The 13,126-nt window shown below is 70.6% G+C and carries 13 protein-coding genes; 5 read left to right on the top strand and 8 right to left on the bottom strand.

Annotation, left to right across the window (positions count from 1 at the left end; genetic code table 11):
- From uraH to G3I56_RS33270, 5 genes are all read right to left on the bottom strand, one after another.
- Complete coding sequence (gene uraH, locus G3I56_RS33250) at positions 1-426, bottom strand: hydroxyisourate hydrolase (RefSeq protein WP_164415563.1); 426 nt, start codon at positions 424-426, stop codon at positions 1-3.
- 5 nt (positions 427-431) lie between these two features.
- On the bottom strand, positions 432-944 hold the full coding sequence (gene uraD, locus G3I56_RS33255; RefSeq protein WP_164415565.1) for a 2-oxo-4-hydroxy-4-carboxy-5-ureidoimidazoline decarboxylase: 513 nt from the start codon (positions 942-944) through the stop codon (positions 432-434).
- Between the two features lie 92 nt (positions 945-1,036).
- Complete coding sequence (locus G3I56_RS33260) at positions 1,037-1,348, bottom strand: helix-turn-helix domain-containing protein (protein WP_164415683.1); 312 nt, start codon at positions 1,346-1,348, stop codon at positions 1,037-1,039.
- Positions 1,349-1,413: 65 nt separating this feature from the next.
- Entirely contained in the window at positions 1,414-1,668 is a 255-nt protein-coding gene (locus G3I56_RS33265) for a hypothetical protein (RefSeq protein WP_164415567.1), read from the bottom strand.
- Positions 1,669-1,791: 123 nt separating this feature from the next.
- Positions 1,792-2,793 carry a hypothetical protein gene (locus tag G3I56_RS33270; RefSeq protein ID WP_164415569.1) on the bottom strand — a complete coding sequence of 334 codons (1,002 nt, stop codon included), beginning with the start codon at positions 2,791-2,793 and terminating at the stop codon, positions 1,792-1,794.
- A gap of 200 nt (positions 2,794-2,993) precedes the next feature.
- Here G3I56_RS33270 and G3I56_RS33275 point away from each other — a divergent pair, with 200 nt between their 5' ends.
- Together G3I56_RS33275 and G3I56_RS33280 are read left to right on the top strand one after the other, a co-directional pair.
- Positions 2,994-3,833, top strand: coding sequence for a TIM barrel protein (locus G3I56_RS33275; protein ID WP_164415571.1), 840 nt, complete (start codon positions 2,994-2,996; stop codon positions 3,831-3,833).
- 51 nt (positions 3,834-3,884) lie between these two features.
- The gene (locus G3I56_RS33280; RefSeq protein ID WP_164415574.1) at positions 3,885-4,775 is read left to right on the top strand and encodes a 2-hydroxy-3-oxopropionate reductase; all 891 of its coding nucleotides are present in this window, start codon (positions 3,885-3,887) and stop codon (positions 4,773-4,775) included.
- Between the two features lie 242 nt (positions 4,776-5,017).
- On the opposite strand, the gene gcl is transcribed toward G3I56_RS33280, so the two are convergent.
- Entirely contained in the window at positions 5,018-6,802 is a 1,785-nt protein-coding gene (gcl, locus tag G3I56_RS33285; protein WP_164415576.1) for a glyoxylate carboligase, read from the bottom strand.
- Between the two features lie 201 nt (positions 6,803-7,003).
- Between gcl and G3I56_RS33290 the strand changes: the two genes are divergently transcribed.
- Both G3I56_RS33290 and G3I56_RS33295 read left to right on the top strand, forming a co-directional pair.
- Complete coding sequence (locus G3I56_RS33290) at positions 7,004-7,753, top strand: hypothetical protein (protein WP_164415578.1); 750 nt, start codon at positions 7,004-7,006, stop codon at positions 7,751-7,753.
- 70 nt (positions 7,754-7,823) lie between these two features.
- On the top strand, positions 7,824-8,336 hold the full coding sequence (locus G3I56_RS33295) for a GNAT family N-acetyltransferase (protein ID WP_164415579.1): 513 nt from the start codon (positions 7,824-7,826) through the stop codon (positions 8,334-8,336).
- Between the two features lie 409 nt (positions 8,337-8,745).
- On the opposite strand, the gene G3I56_RS33300 is transcribed toward G3I56_RS33295, so the two are convergent.
- Together G3I56_RS33300 and G3I56_RS33305 are read right to left on the bottom strand one after the other, a co-directional pair.
- Positions 8,746-10,332 carry an AMP-binding protein gene (locus G3I56_RS33300; protein ID WP_164415581.1) on the bottom strand — a complete coding sequence of 529 codons (1,587 nt, stop codon included), beginning with the start codon at positions 10,330-10,332 and terminating at the stop codon, positions 8,746-8,748.
- The gene (locus tag G3I56_RS33305; protein ID WP_164415583.1) at positions 10,329-11,999 is read right to left on the bottom strand and encodes an AMP-binding protein; all 1,671 of its coding nucleotides are present in this window, start codon (positions 11,997-11,999) and stop codon (positions 10,329-10,331) included. Before G3I56_RS33305 ends, G3I56_RS33300 begins: the two co-directional genes overlap by 4 nt.
- Before the next feature lie 147 nt (positions 12,000-12,146).
- Here G3I56_RS33305 and G3I56_RS33310 point away from each other — a divergent pair, with 147 nt between their 5' ends.
- Positions 12,147-12,983 carry a LuxR C-terminal-related transcriptional regulator gene (locus G3I56_RS33310; RefSeq protein ID WP_164415585.1) on the top strand — a complete coding sequence of 279 codons (837 nt, stop codon included), beginning with the start codon at positions 12,147-12,149 and terminating at the stop codon, positions 12,981-12,983.
- The last annotated feature ends 143 nt before the right edge of the window (positions 12,984-13,126 follow it).

Here is a 13,126-nt window from a genome sequence, read left to right on the forward strand (position 1 = left end):
CTAGCTCCCTCGGTATACGGAGTAGCCGAACGGGTTGAGCAGCAGCGGTACGTGGTAGTGCTCGCCCGGTACGACGGCGAACGTGATCGCCACCTCCGGGAAGAACGCTCCCGCCGCGCCGCTGTCCCGGTTCGCGGGGGCGCCCTGCTGCGCATCGGCCTGTTTCTTCTCCAGGTACGGCTCGACCTCGAAATCGAGCCGTACGTGGGTCGTGCCCTCCGGCGGCGCCGGCAGGTCCTTGCACCGCCCGTCGGCGTCGGTCTCGCTGCCGCCGAGCGCCCGCCAGTCCGCTTCGCGCCCGCTGCGCGCGGCGAGCCGCACGGCGACGCCAGCGGCGGGCCGGCCGGCGCTGGTGTCCAGGATGTGCGTGGACACAGAGGCGACAAAGGCGTTGGGGTCGGCGGTTTCCGTGCTGCCGGTGCTCATGTCTGTCACTGGTCTTCCTGTACGAGGTTGCCGAGCCGGATGCGGTTGATCTTCCCCAGTTCGGTGCGGACGATCTCCCGTTCCCGCTCCGGCGTGTTCCCGATCCGTTCCCGTACCGCGTCGCGCATCTGCTCACCGGTCCGGCCGGTCGCGCAGATCAGGAAGACATGGCCGAACCTCTCCTGGTAGGCGAGGTTCAGTTCGAGCATCTCGGCCTTCAGGTCCTCGGAGGCGCCGGCCATACCGCGCTGTTCGCGGGCGGAGGTCGGGTCACCGGGCTTGGGGCGGCCGATCGGCGGGTGCCCGGCCATCGCCTCGGCGAGGTCGTCGGCGGTCAGGTCGGCCATCGCGGTGTCGCTCGCCGTGTACAGGTCCTCGGCGGTGGCGTACGGGCGCTTCGCGAGCAGGTGCCGTCCCCAGGCCGTCGAGGCGCAGGCCTCGTGGAGGGCGGCGCGGGCCGCGGACTCCGCCAGGGTGTTGAACCGGGCGAGGCCGCCAGGGGTCGTACTCGACGTCACGGCGGACCTCCGCGGACTTGAGTGTGCTGGGTGCGCACAGCTAACGCCTTCCAGCCACAAGACGTCAACACTTTGTTGAAAATTCCGGCTCGTCAGGCCTGTTTCTCGCGGTTCAGGTAGTTGTAGACCGTGAAGCGGCTGACCCCGAGGGCGCTCGCCACGGTCTCGACCCCGTGCCGCACGGAGAACGCGCCGCGCGCCTCGAGTATCCGTACGGTCTCCTGCTTGGCCCTGCGGTCCAGTTCGGCCAGCGGCTTGCCGTGTCCGCGCTCCAGGGCGGCCAGGATGTGATCGAGCGAGTCGGCGAGCTGCGGCAGGCGGACGGCGACCACGTCGGCACCCTCCCAGGCGAGCACGACATCGTCGGGGCCGGCCTCGCCGGGCGCGACCATTTCGCCACCCATGGCGTCGACCAGCGGTTTCACGGCCGCGACGAAGGCGGCGCCGACGGACCCGTCCCCGGCGGCGGTCACCGGCCGCCCTCCCCGTCGATCACGTTGACCTGCAGGGAGATCCGGGTCGCGCCGGCCTCCAGGGTCCTGCGCAGCAGCGCGTCCAGGGCGGTGAGCACGGCGTCGGCGCGGCCCTCGGCGGTGTTGCCGAACGGACCGACGTCCACCGCGTCCAGCTCGGCCGCCTCGATGACCTCGCGGGCCACCAGCGCGTGCGCGGGTGCCTCGTCGAGATCGAAGGGCTCGGTCGTGAACTCAACTCGCAGTCGCACTGTGCCCATTCTTCCGTCAGGTCGTGTCCCAGCCGCTCGGACACGACCCTAACGGACTCCCCTGCGACATTCAGCAGGGCTGCGGGCCACTCCGAAGAGCATGCGTTCCGCGCCCGAACTGACCTACAGGCGCAGGGAGTTCACTTTCAGGAGCGACTTGGAGGCGGTGTTGCGCGCACCGGTGACACGCCGCCTCCGGACGAGGGACAGGGCAAGTACCGCCAGCGCGGCGAGCGACGCGGCACAGGCCGCCAGAGCGGGCAGCGGGGAAGCGGCTCCACCCGCCTGCCGCACGTAGGCGAGTGTCTCCGAGTCGACATGTGTGCCCAGCAGATGGGCGGCAGCCAGCGCGCCCGACACGACCACGACCGCGGCGGCCACGGCCGACGACCGGCTGAACCACAGCGCCGCACCGGCCAGCAGGCACAGCGCGGAGATGCCGAACGAGGCGGCCGGTCCGTACCTCGGCGCGTCGACCCAGTCGAGCGGGAAGTGGGCCGCGCCGCAGAGCAGGACGAGGACGGCGACAGCCCGGCGGAGCCACAGGACGTCACGTCCCCTGGCGCGCGCCACGGCCGCCGCCTCCCCCTGGACCCGCGCTGCGGTGTTCGTGATCACGGGTTCCGGATCCCGGCCCCAGTCCTGCCCCTGACCCTGACCCTGGTCCTGATCCTGGACGTCGCCGATGCCGCCGATCAACTGCACGAGGTCCTCGACGGGCCTGCCGGCGGCGGCGCGCACCGCCTGGGCCTCCGCGTGCGCGGAGTGCGGGGCCGCGTGCAGCAGCGCGACCAGGCGGCCGACCTCGGCCACCGGCCGCTGCTCGGCGGCTGTCCGGATCGCCTCGTCCATCCGGTCGACACCGTGCGCCGGCGGGCCCAGTAGTTCCACGAGGCGTGAGACGTCCTCGACGGAGCGCGCCACCGCCGCTACCCGCAGGACCGTCGCGGCGGTCGGCAGGCCGTCGGGCGACTGCTCCAGGAGGGTGACGAGCTGGACGACATCGTCCAGGGGTCTGGCGACGACCACGGTGCGCACCAGGTCGTTCGTGCGTATGCGGGTGACGGTACGGGGTTCGCCTGTTCCGGAGTTCTCCGGGCAGGCAGGGAATGGCTCGACGGCCATGTTTGCCTCACAACTTCAGTGCACTGGCGCACGAGAAACGTGCACCCCGCTCATATGAACGTTGAACCCTGTGTAACCGCCCCCTTCCCGCCCCGCCACTCGGGAGAGCCCTCTTGACAAGCTCCGACACTCGACGGCAATCTTCCATGAAGCAGAAAGTCATTTCCACTATGCGGAACTAAAGGGAGGCGCCGGAAGCCATGGGGTGCACAGAGCAGCGCTTCAACGTCAACCTGTCGATCCTCTTCACGGAACTCCCGCTCCTGGAGCGCCCGGCGGCGGCCCGGGCCGCCGGGTTCACCGCGGTCGAACTGTGGTGGCCCTGGCTCGACTCCCCCACCCCGGCACAGTCCGAGCTGGACTCCCTGCGGGCCGCGATCGAGGACGCGGGTGTCCGCCTCACCGGCCTGAACTTCTACGCCGGACAGCTGCCGGGCCCGGACCGGGGCGCCCTGTCGGTGCCCGGGGAGGCGTCGGAGCGGTTCCGCGCCAACATCGCGGTGGCCGCCGGTCTGGCCGAGTCGCTCGGCTGCGGCGCGCTCAACGCGCTGTACGGCAACCGGATCGAGGGCGTGGACCCGGCGGAGCAGGACGCGCTGGCGCTGGAGAACCTGGTGCTCGCGGCCCACGCCGCGAACCGCATCGGGGCGATCCTCCTCGTCGAGGCGCTCAACAGAGTGGAGTCACCGCGGTATCCGCTGGTGAGCGCCCCGGCCGCCATGGAGGTCGTCGACCGGGTCAACGCGGCGACCGGCCTCGACAACGCGCGCTTCCTGATGGACCTCTACCACCTGTCCATGAACGGCGAGGACCTCCCCTCGGTGATCGACCGGTTCGCCGCGAAGACGGGACACGTCCAGATCGCCGACAACCCCGGCCGCGGCGCCCCCGGCACCGGCACGCTCCCCCTCGCGGACCATCTCGACCAGCTGCGCAAGGCCGGTTACGAGGGCTGGGTGGGCCTGGAGTACAAGCCGGGCGACCGGCCGAGCGCCGAGGCGTTCGACTGGCTGCCGCGCGAAGCGCGCCGAACCCCCTGACATCACCCCCTGCCGTCCCCGAGCGGCACAGCAGCAGAGAGGCGCCCCGTCATGACCGATCTTCCCAAGGTCGCCTGGATAGGCCTCGGCATCATGGGCTCCCCCATGTCCGAGAACCTGATCAAGGCGGGTTACGACGTCACCGGCTTCACCTTGGAACAGGACAAGCTCGACCGCCTGGTCGCCGCCGGCGGCACCGCTGCCGCCTCGATCGCCGACGCCGTGCGCGACGCCGACGTCGTGATCACGATGGTGCCCGCGTCACCGCAGGTCGAGGCGGTCACGTACGGCCCCGGGGGCATCCTGGCGAACGTGCGGCCCGGCGCCCTGCTCGTCGACATGTCGTCGATCACCCCGCAGACGTCGGTGGATCTGGCGAAGGCTGCCGGGGAGAAGGGCGTCCGGGTGCTGGACGCGCCTGTCTCGGGTGGTGAGGCGGGCGCGGTCGAGGCCGTGCTGTCCATCATGGTCGGCGGTGAACAGGCCGACTTCGACAGCGTGAAGCCCATCCTCGAGGCGCTCGGCAGGACCGTCGTACTCTGCGGTCCGCACGGCTCCGGCCAGACGGTGAAGGCGGCCAACCAGCTGATCGTGGCCGTGAACATCCAGGCGTGCGCCGAGGCCGTGGTCTTCCTGGAGAAGTCGGGCGTGGACCTGAAGGCCGCGCTGGAGGTGCTCGGCGGCGGACTGGCCGGCTCGACCGTGCTGACGCGCAAGAAGGACAACTTCCTGAACCGCGACTTCGCACCGGGCTTCCGTATCGACCTCCACCACAAGGACATGGGCATCGTGACGGACGCGGCCCGCACGGTCGGCGCCGCGCTGCCGGTCGGTGCGGTGGTCGCCCAACTCGTCGCCTCCCTGCGGGCGCAGGGCGACGGAGGGCTGGACCACTCGGCCCTGCTGCGGGCCGTGGAACGCCTGTCGGGCGCCGGGGTCTGACGCCCCTCCCCGTTCCTTCTTCGATCTTCCGGGCGGCGTCGCCGCTGACAACTGTCCTGTCGCGCCCAGGCGTCGGCGCCGCCCGGAAACCTCAAATCCAGCTCTGAACTCGGCCCCGGGGGCTTCAACTACCCCCGGAGCCGGGCACATTGTTGTCAGCACGGGGGAACAACCCACGGGGGAACAACGGGGGAAACAAAGAGGGGGTGCCCATGGGCACCCCCTTCTTCCATGCCCTCGGGTCAGACCTTCAGCGTCCTGATCGACGTCGGCGCATGGCCCGGCTCGGTCGCAATGTCCTCGAACTGCACCACGTTCCCTATGTCGTTGGTCGTCGACATCGAGATGTTCGTGACGCGTTCCAGGATCGCCTCGACGATCACCGGGACCCGGTGCTGCGCCGCGAGCTTCTTGGCCTCCTCGAAGGCGGCGGCCAGCTCCGCCGGGTCCGTCACGCGGATCGCCTTGCAGCCGAGGCCCTCGGCGACCTTGACGTGGTCGACGCCGTAGGCGCCCAGCTCGGGCGAGTTGAGGTTCTCGAACTCCAGGTTGACCTGGAAGTCGATGTCGAAGGCCCGCTGCGCCTGCCGGATCAGGCCCAGGTAGGAGTTGTTCACCAGGACATGGACGTACGGGATGCGATGCTGGGCGCCGACCGCCAGTTCCTCGATCATGAACTGGAAGTCGTAGTCGCCGGAGAGGGCCACCACGGACGCCTCCGGGTCGGCGACGGCGACACCCAGCGCGGCCGGGATCGTCCAGCCGAGGGGGCCCGCCTGGCCGCAGTTGATCCAGTGGCGGGGCCGGTGGACGTGCAGCAGTTGGGCGCCGGCGATCTGGGAGAGGCCGATCGTCGTCACGTACCGCGTCTCGGGGCCGAAGGCCTTGTTCATCTCCTCGTACACGCGCTGCGGCTTGATCGGGATGTCGTCGAAGTGTGTACGCCGTTGGAGGCGGGCCCGGCGTTCCTGGGTCGCCGCCGCCCACTCGGAGCGGTCCGGGAGGCCGCCCGAGTCCCTCAACTCCCTTGCCACCGTGACGAAAAGCTCCAGCGCGGCCTTCGCGTCGGAGGCGATGCCGTAGTCGGGGGCGAAGATACGGCCGATCTGGGTGGGCTCGATGTCGACGTGGACGAAGGTACGGCCGGCCGTGTAGACGTCGAGGCGGCCGGTGTGGCGGTTGGCCCAGCGGTTGCCGATACCGAGGACGAAGTCGGACTCCAGGAACGTGGCGTTGCCGTAGCGGTGCGAGGTCTGGAGGCCGACCATGCCGGCGTTCAGGTCGTGGCCGTCCGGCAGCACACCCCAGCCCATGAGGGTGGGGACGACCGGGACTCCCGTCAACTCGGCGAACTCGACAAGGAGTTCGGCCGCGTCTGCGTTGATGATGCCACCGCCCGCCACGATCAGCGGCCGGTGCGACGCGTTCAGCAGCGTGAGCGCCTTCACGATCTGGGCGCGGGTCGCGACCGGCTTGTGGACGGGCAGCGGCGCGTAGGTCTCCGGGTCGAACTCGATCTCCGCCTGCTGGACGTCGACGGGCAGGTCGACCAGCACCGGCCCGGGGCGGCCCGACCGCATCAGGTGGAAGGCCTGCTGGAGGACACCGGGGACCTGGCCCGCCTCCAGCACGGTGGTGGCCATCTTCGTGACCGGCCGGGCGATGGAGGCGATGTCGACGGCCTGGAAGTCCTCCTTGTGGATCACCGCGGTGGGTGCCTGGCCGGTGATGCAGAGGATCGGGATCGAGTCACCGGTCGCGGAGTACAGCCCCGTGATCATGTCGGTGCCGGCCGGGCCCGAAGTACCCACGCAGACACCGATGTTGCCGGGGTGGGTGCGCGTGTAGCCCTCGGCCATGTGCGAGGCGCCCTCGACATGGCGGGCGAGCGTGTGGCTGACCCCGCCGGCGGCCTTGAGTGCCGCGTAGAAGGGGTTGATCGCCGCGCCGGGAACACCGAACGCGTGCGTGACGCCCTCCAGCTTGAGGATCTCGACTGCCGCGCGGGCAGCGGTCATACGTGCCATGGAGCAACTCCTCGGATTCGTACTCCCGTCGCGCCCCGCGGAGAGAGAAACCTTCCGTGACTTTTCCGTATCATGGAACTAATGTTCCACTATCTGGAAATAATGTACGTGGGCTCGCGAAGGCCGTCAAGAGACGGACAAGCGGGGGTTCCGTGGAGCACGATGGGGCTCTGACCCCGACGTCACGTAGTGGAGTTGGCCATGGCCGAGAGCATGCCGGTGCGGTGTCCGGCCTGCCTGCGCGAGCATCTGTACGCGGCGCCGTCCTATCCGTGCGCCTGCGGTGCGCCGGTCAGACCGTCGCTCGACCCACGGACGGCCGCGACGGCCGTCACCCATCGCGTCTGGGACGAACAGTGGGTCACCGTGCGCTGCGCGGCCTGCGGCCGCCGGGACCAGTGGCCGCACCCCGAACTGGGCTGCCCCTGCGGCACGGTCCTGCGCATCCCGGTGACACGGCCGGTCCCGGACACCCGGCCGACGGGGCCACGGACGGAGGACGCCAAGGCCCCGCCCGGCTCCGCGAAACTCCCCGGTGCCCTCCGCGTCCCCCGCCCCTCCGTCCGCGCCCGGCGTGCCTTCCAGCCCGTCACCATCCGCACCGCGCGCGACGCGGTCACCGCCGCCGCCCTCTATCTGCGCTGGCTCGGCTACCAGGACATCCGCCGCGCCGACCAGCGGCCTCCGTCCGGCGTGGGGCTCGCCGCCCGCGGAGTCCTGGCGCAGGTCGACCCGACGGTGAGCCCGGCGTCGCTGCGGGACATCGAGTGCCTGTGGCTGACGGCCATGACGGAGTCCGCGGACTGCGTCTACTTCTCCCTCGCCGGATACGAGGACGAGGCCCGCGCCGGCGCCGAGAACCTCGGCGTCCCCCTGTTCGTCCTCGACCTCACCGGCACCCCACAGCCGGTCAACACCCCGGCCGACGACCTCGACGCCACCGGGGTCTGAGGACCCGGCAGCCCTGCCTCGGACCGGATATCCGCGTGCCCGGAGCGCGCCCCCGCCGGATACTCGGCAGATGCGCATCCGACCGGCCACCGCCGCCGAACTCCCCGCCCTGCGCGCCGTCGAACGCGCCGCCGGATCCCCCTACCGCGAGTTCGGGATGGCGGAGATCGCGGACGACGAGCCGCCTGCCCTGGATGTACTGGAGAGTTACCGGCGAGCGGGCCGCGCCTGGGTAGCCGTCACCACCGCCGCCGACGATGCCGGCCCCCTGGCCTATCTGATCGCCGAACCGGTGGACGGCGCCCTCCACATCGAACAGGTCTCCGTCCACCCCGACTTCGCACACCGCCGCGTCGGCGAAGCCCTCCTCGCGTACGCCGCCGACCGCGCCCGCGCCGAAGGCCTGACCCACCTCACCCTGACGACGTTCGCCGAGGTCCCGTGGAACGCGCCCTACTACGCCCGCCTGGGCTTCCGCACCCTCGACGACGCCGAACTCACCCCGGGCCTGCGGAAGATCCGAGCCACGGAGGCCGAGCACGGCCTCGACCACTGGCCCCGTGTCTGCATGCGCAGACCCTGAAACCGTTCCTGTGGACTGAGCGGGCGTGAGCCCGTTCAGCCGCGCGCCCCGAACGGTCTTGGGCGTACTGGTCCCCGGCGTACTCAACCCCGGGTGGCGACACGCATCGTGTGCGTGGTCCGGGCCCGGGAGGCCCCCGCGGCCGGAGGCCGCTGTTGGATACAGCCCTCACGACCTGGCCATGTAGGTACGGCCAGAGGCGACGGGGAGGCCCTGAACCATCCACTGGTGGAACAGGGGCCCCGCACGCTGACGCCGTACCCGGCGTCCCAGGTCGCACGACCACGCTGACCCAAACGGCCCAGAGCAGCGCAAGCCCGGAAGCCGACCATCGCACGATCGAGCCAATTCGGCCTCGTACACACTCCTTGCCGAGCAGCTACTACTCCCGCCGCCGAAACCGGCGCTCTCACTGCTCCCCGGCATACCTCTCCCGCAGCTCCACCTTCCGCACCTTCCCCGACACCGTCATCGGGAAGGCGTCCAACACCTGCAACCGGCTCGGGATCTTGTAGTGGGCCAACCGCCCCTCACAGAAGGCCCGCAGCTCGGCGAGGGTGGGCGGTTCGGTGTCCTCGTGCGGGATGACACACGCGAGGACCTCCTCGCCGTACCGCTCGTGCGGCACTCCGACCACCTGGACGTCGGCGATCTTCGGATGGGCGTACAGGAACTCCTCGATCTCTCGCGGGTAGATGTTCTCGCCACCTCGGATGATCATGTCCTTGATGCGGCCGACGATCTCGACGTAGCCGTCCTCCCGCATCACCGCGAGGTCGCCGGAGTGTATCCAGCGGCCCGCGTCGACCGACTCGGCCGTCTTCTCGGGCTGCTGCCAGTAGCCGAGCATCACGCTGTAGCCGCGGGTGCACAACTCCCCCGCGCTGCCTCGCGGTTGGGTCACCCCGGTCGCCGGGTCGACGACCTTGACCTCGATGTGCGGAAGGACCCGGCCGACCGTGCCGGTGCGGTGTTCCAGGTCGTCCTCCCGGCGGGTCTGGAGGGACACCGGGGAGGTCTCCGTCATGCCGTAACAGATGGACACCTCGGCCATGTGCATCTCGGCGACCACCCGTTTCATCACCTCGACCGGGCAGGGCGAGCCCGCCATGATGCCGGTGCGCAGGGACGACAGGTCGTACGTCGCGAAGTCGGGGAGGTTCAACTCCGCGATGAACATGGTCGGTACGCCGTACAGCGAGGTGCAGCGCTCCTCGGCCACCGCCCGCAGGGTCGCCGCCGGTTCGAAGGACGGCGCCGGGATCACGACGCACGCGCCGTGCGAGGTGGCCGCTAGGTTGCCCATCACCATGCCGAAGCAGTGGTAGAACGGCACCGGGACGCAGACCCGGTCCTGTTCGGAGTAGGCGATCAACTCCCCCACGAAATAACCGTTGTTGAGGATGTTGTGGTGGGAGAGCGTGGCCCCCTTCGGGAAGCCCGTCGTGCCCGAGGTGTACTGGATGTTGATCGGGTCGTCGCAGGACAGCTCCGGGAACGGCACCGGGGTGCCGCGCGCGGTCAGCGCGTCCCAGCTCGGGTCCCCGATGAACACGGTCTCCCGCAACTGCGGGCATCGGCCCCGGACTTCGTCGACCATCGCCCTGTAGTCGCTCGCCTTGTGGCTGAGAGAGGCGAAGAGCAGCGAGATCCCGGCCTGGTTGAGGACGTACTCGACCTCGTGGGTGCGGTAGGCCGGGTTGATGTTCACCATGACCGCGCCGATCCGGGCGGTCGCGTACTGGACCAGCACCCACTCCGGGCAGTTGACCGCCCAGATCCCCACCCGGTCCCCCGCGGCGATCCCGCTCGCCATCAGTGCGTACGCCAACTCATCGACGTCCGAGGCGAATTGGGCGTACGTCCAGCGTCGGCCCGAGGGCACGTCGACCAGCGCATCGCGGTCGGGCCACCTCGCGACGGCCCGGTCCAGGTTGGCGCCGATCGTGTCTCCCAGCAGCGGGGTGTCGCTGGTCCCGTGGGCGTAGGAAGTCACCGGAAATCCTCCTCGCGGTACTCGTCCGGCGAGCCGGCCGCCGTCGCCTCGCGCAGTTCGATGCGGCGGATCTTGCCGGACACGGTCTTGGGGAGGTCTCCGAACTCCAGGCGGCGCAGGCGCTTGTAGGGGGCGAGGACCTCGCGGCTGTGCTCGAACAGCACCTTCGCGGTGTCGGGTCCCGGCGCCCAGCCCGCCGCGAGCACGACGTACGCCTTCGGTACGGCCAGGCGCAGTTCGTCCGGCGCGGGGACCACGGCGGCCTCCGCCACCGCCTCGTGCTCCAGCAGCGCGCTCTCCAGCTCGAAGGGGGAGATCTTGTAGTCGGAGGCCTTGAAGACGTCGTCGGACCGGCCGACGTACGTGATGTAGCCGTCCGTGTCGCGTGAACCGATGTCCCCGGTGCGGTAGAAGCCGCCGGCCATCGCCTCCGCCGTGAGGTCGGCGTCGCCGTGGTAGCCGGTCATCACGCCGACCGGGCGGGTGGACAGGTCGAGCGCGATCTCGCCCTCGGTCGCGCCTGGTTCACCCGAGACCGGGTCGAGGAGGACGACCCGGTAGCCGGGGCTGGGCCGTCCCATGGAGCCCGTCTTCAGCGGCTGGCCGGGGCTGTTGGAGACCTGGACGGCGGTCTCCGTCTGGCCGAAGCCGTCCCGGATCGTGACGCCCCAGAAGCGCCGCACCTGTTCGATGACCTCGGGGTTGAGTGGCTCGCCGGCGGCCACGACCTCGCGCGGCGGGGTGCGCAGCTGGGTGAGGTCGGCCTGGATGAGCATGCGCCAGACGGTCGGCGGGGCGCAGAAGGAGGTGACGCCCGCGCGGTCCATCTCCGCCATCAGCCGGGCGGCGTCGAAGCGCGTGTAGTTGTGGATGAAGACGGTCGCCTCGGCGATCCAGGGCGCGAAGAGGTTGGACCAGGCGTGCTTGGCCCAGCCGGGCGAGGAGATGTTCAGATGCACGTCGCCGGGCTTGAGGCCGATCCAGTACATGGTCGCCAGGTGCCCGATGGGGTAGGACGCGTGGGTGTGCTCGACAAGTTTGGGGCGGGCGGTCGTGCCCGAGGTGAAGTAGAGCATCAGGGGGTCGTCGGAGTGGGTCGGCCCGTCCGGCGTGAACTCCGCGGGCGCCTCGTGGGCGTCCTCGTACGGCTGCCAGCCCTCGGGGGCGCCGCCCACCGCGATCCTGGTGTAGCCGCCGGGCACCTCGTCGAACTTGCCGGTGTCCTCGGCGCGGACCAGGACATGGGCGACCCGGCCGCGCTCGACGCGGTCGCGCAGGTCGGCGGGGCCGAGCAGCGGGGTGGCGGGGATGACGACGGCGCCGATCTTCATCGCGGCGAGGGCCGTCTCCCACAGCTCGGTCTGGTTGCCGAGCATGACGAGGACACGGTCCTCGGGGCGGATCCCGAGCCCGCGCAGCCAGTTGGCGACCCGGTTGGAGCGGGCGGACATCCCGGCGAAGGACACCCTGGCCTCGGAGCCGTCCTCCTCGACGATGTGCAGGGCGGTGCGGTCGTTCCCGTCCGCGATGACGTCGAACCAGTCCAGGGCCCAGTTGAAGCGCTCGGGGCGCGGCCAGCTGAAACCCTCGTACGCGGTGGCGTAGTCCTCGCGGTGGGCCAGCAGGAAGTCCCGCGCCTCGCGGAAGCGCTCGGTCACCGTCGTCATCAGTCCTCCTAGATCCCGGACCATTGCCGGGCGACACTCTGACATCGTGTAATCCGTGATGGAGGTCTCACTACCCCCGAACGGGGGTGAGTGCGACGTGCGCACGGTGAACACACCACGAGCGGGCCGCGACGAAGGGGCGATGACGTGGCAGCAGACACGGCCGAGGCGGCTGAGGTGCAGCGGGCGCTGGCCCGGCTGCGGCGGGTGACCGGGCTGCCGGTCGCCTTCGGCGGGCTGGTGGAACCCGGGCACCGGCACATGCGCATCAGCGAACTGAGCGGCACCTCCACCCAGGCACTGCGCGCGCTCGCGGTGACCGCCGGCAACGGCCTGGGCGGCAGGGCGGTGGCCCTGGCCCGCCCGTGCGCGGTGACCGACTACTCCGTCTCCCGGGTGATCAGCCACGAGTACGACGTCCCGGTCGCCGCCGAGGGCCTGCGCTCCGTGGTGGCGGTCCCGGTGGTCGTGGCTCGCCGGGTGCGCGGAGTGCTGTACGGCGCCCTGCGCAGCGCCCAGCCCCTGGGTGACCGCACGATCGGCGCGGCGGTCGAGGCGGCCCGGGACGTGGAGCAGGCGCTCGTCGTACGGGACCGGGCGCGGGAGCTGCTGGCGACGGCGCGGCCGGAGCCCGTCGGCGCCGGGCGGCCCGGTGACGGGGCGTGGGAGCAGGTGCGGGAGGCGCACGCGGCGTTGCGTGTGCTGGCCCCGCGGATCATGGATCCGGAGCTGCGGGGCGCGCTGCTCGACGCGTGCGGTCTGCTGGCCGCCGAGCGGCCCGAGGGCGAGGCCGCACTCGCGCCGCGTGAGCTGGACGTCCTGGCGTGTGTCGCCTCGGGTGCGTCCAACGCGGTCGCGGCGGAGCGGCTGGGGCTGCGCCCGGAGACGGTGAAGGGGTATCTGCGCTCGGCGATGCGCAGACTGGGCGCCCATTCGCGCGTGGAGGCGGTCGTGGCGGCGCGGCGGGCGGGGCTGCTGCCCTGAGGTTTTGTCGGTCCCGACCGATTCCGTCGTCACGCTCCGCACACGTATACGGCGTATTCACTCACTTGTGACTTGAATTTTCCAATGCCTCAATCGTCCTGTTATTTGGCTCACCCGGCCATCGGTCCGAAATTCAAAGATCT

Origin of the sequence: Streptomyces sp. SID12488 (assembly GCF_010548275.1) — a bacterium.
Classification (GTDB): Bacteria; Actinomycetota; Actinomycetes; order Streptomycetales; family Streptomycetaceae; genus Streptomyces.

What these genes read in the sequence shown, in the direction of transcription:
- uraH (WP_164415563.1), bottom strand. Translation starts at nt 426, where the DNA reads ATGAGCACCGGCAGCACGGAAACCGCCGACCCCAACGCCTTTGTCGCC.
- G3I56_RS33260 (WP_164415683.1), bottom strand. Translation starts at nt 1,348, where the DNA reads ATGGGTGGCGAAATGGTCGCGCCCGGCGAGGCCGGCCCCGACGATGTC.
- G3I56_RS33270 (WP_164415569.1), bottom strand. Translation starts at nt 2,793, where the DNA reads ATGGCCGTCGAGCCATTCCCTGCCTGCCCGGAGAACTCCGGAACAGGC.
- G3I56_RS33275 (WP_164415571.1), top strand. Translation starts at nt 2,994, where the DNA reads ATGGGGTGCACAGAGCAGCGCTTCAACGTCAACCTGTCGATCCTCTTC.
- G3I56_RS33280 (WP_164415574.1), top strand. Translation starts at nt 3,885, where the DNA reads ATGACCGATCTTCCCAAGGTCGCCTGGATAGGCCTCGGCATCATGGGC.
- gcl (WP_164415576.1), bottom strand. Translation starts at nt 6,802, where the DNA reads ATGGCACGTATGACCGCTGCCCGCGCGGCAGTCGAGATCCTCAAGCTG.
- G3I56_RS33290 (WP_164415578.1), top strand. Translation starts at nt 7,004, where the DNA reads ATGGCCGAGAGCATGCCGGTGCGGTGTCCGGCCTGCCTGCGCGAGCAT.
- G3I56_RS33295 (WP_164415579.1), top strand. Translation starts at nt 7,824, where the DNA reads ATGCGCATCCGACCGGCCACCGCCGCCGAACTCCCCGCCCTGCGCGCC.
- G3I56_RS33305 (WP_164415583.1), bottom strand. Translation starts at nt 11,999, where the DNA reads ATGACGACGGTGACCGAGCGCTTCCGCGAGGCGCGGGACTTCCTGCTG.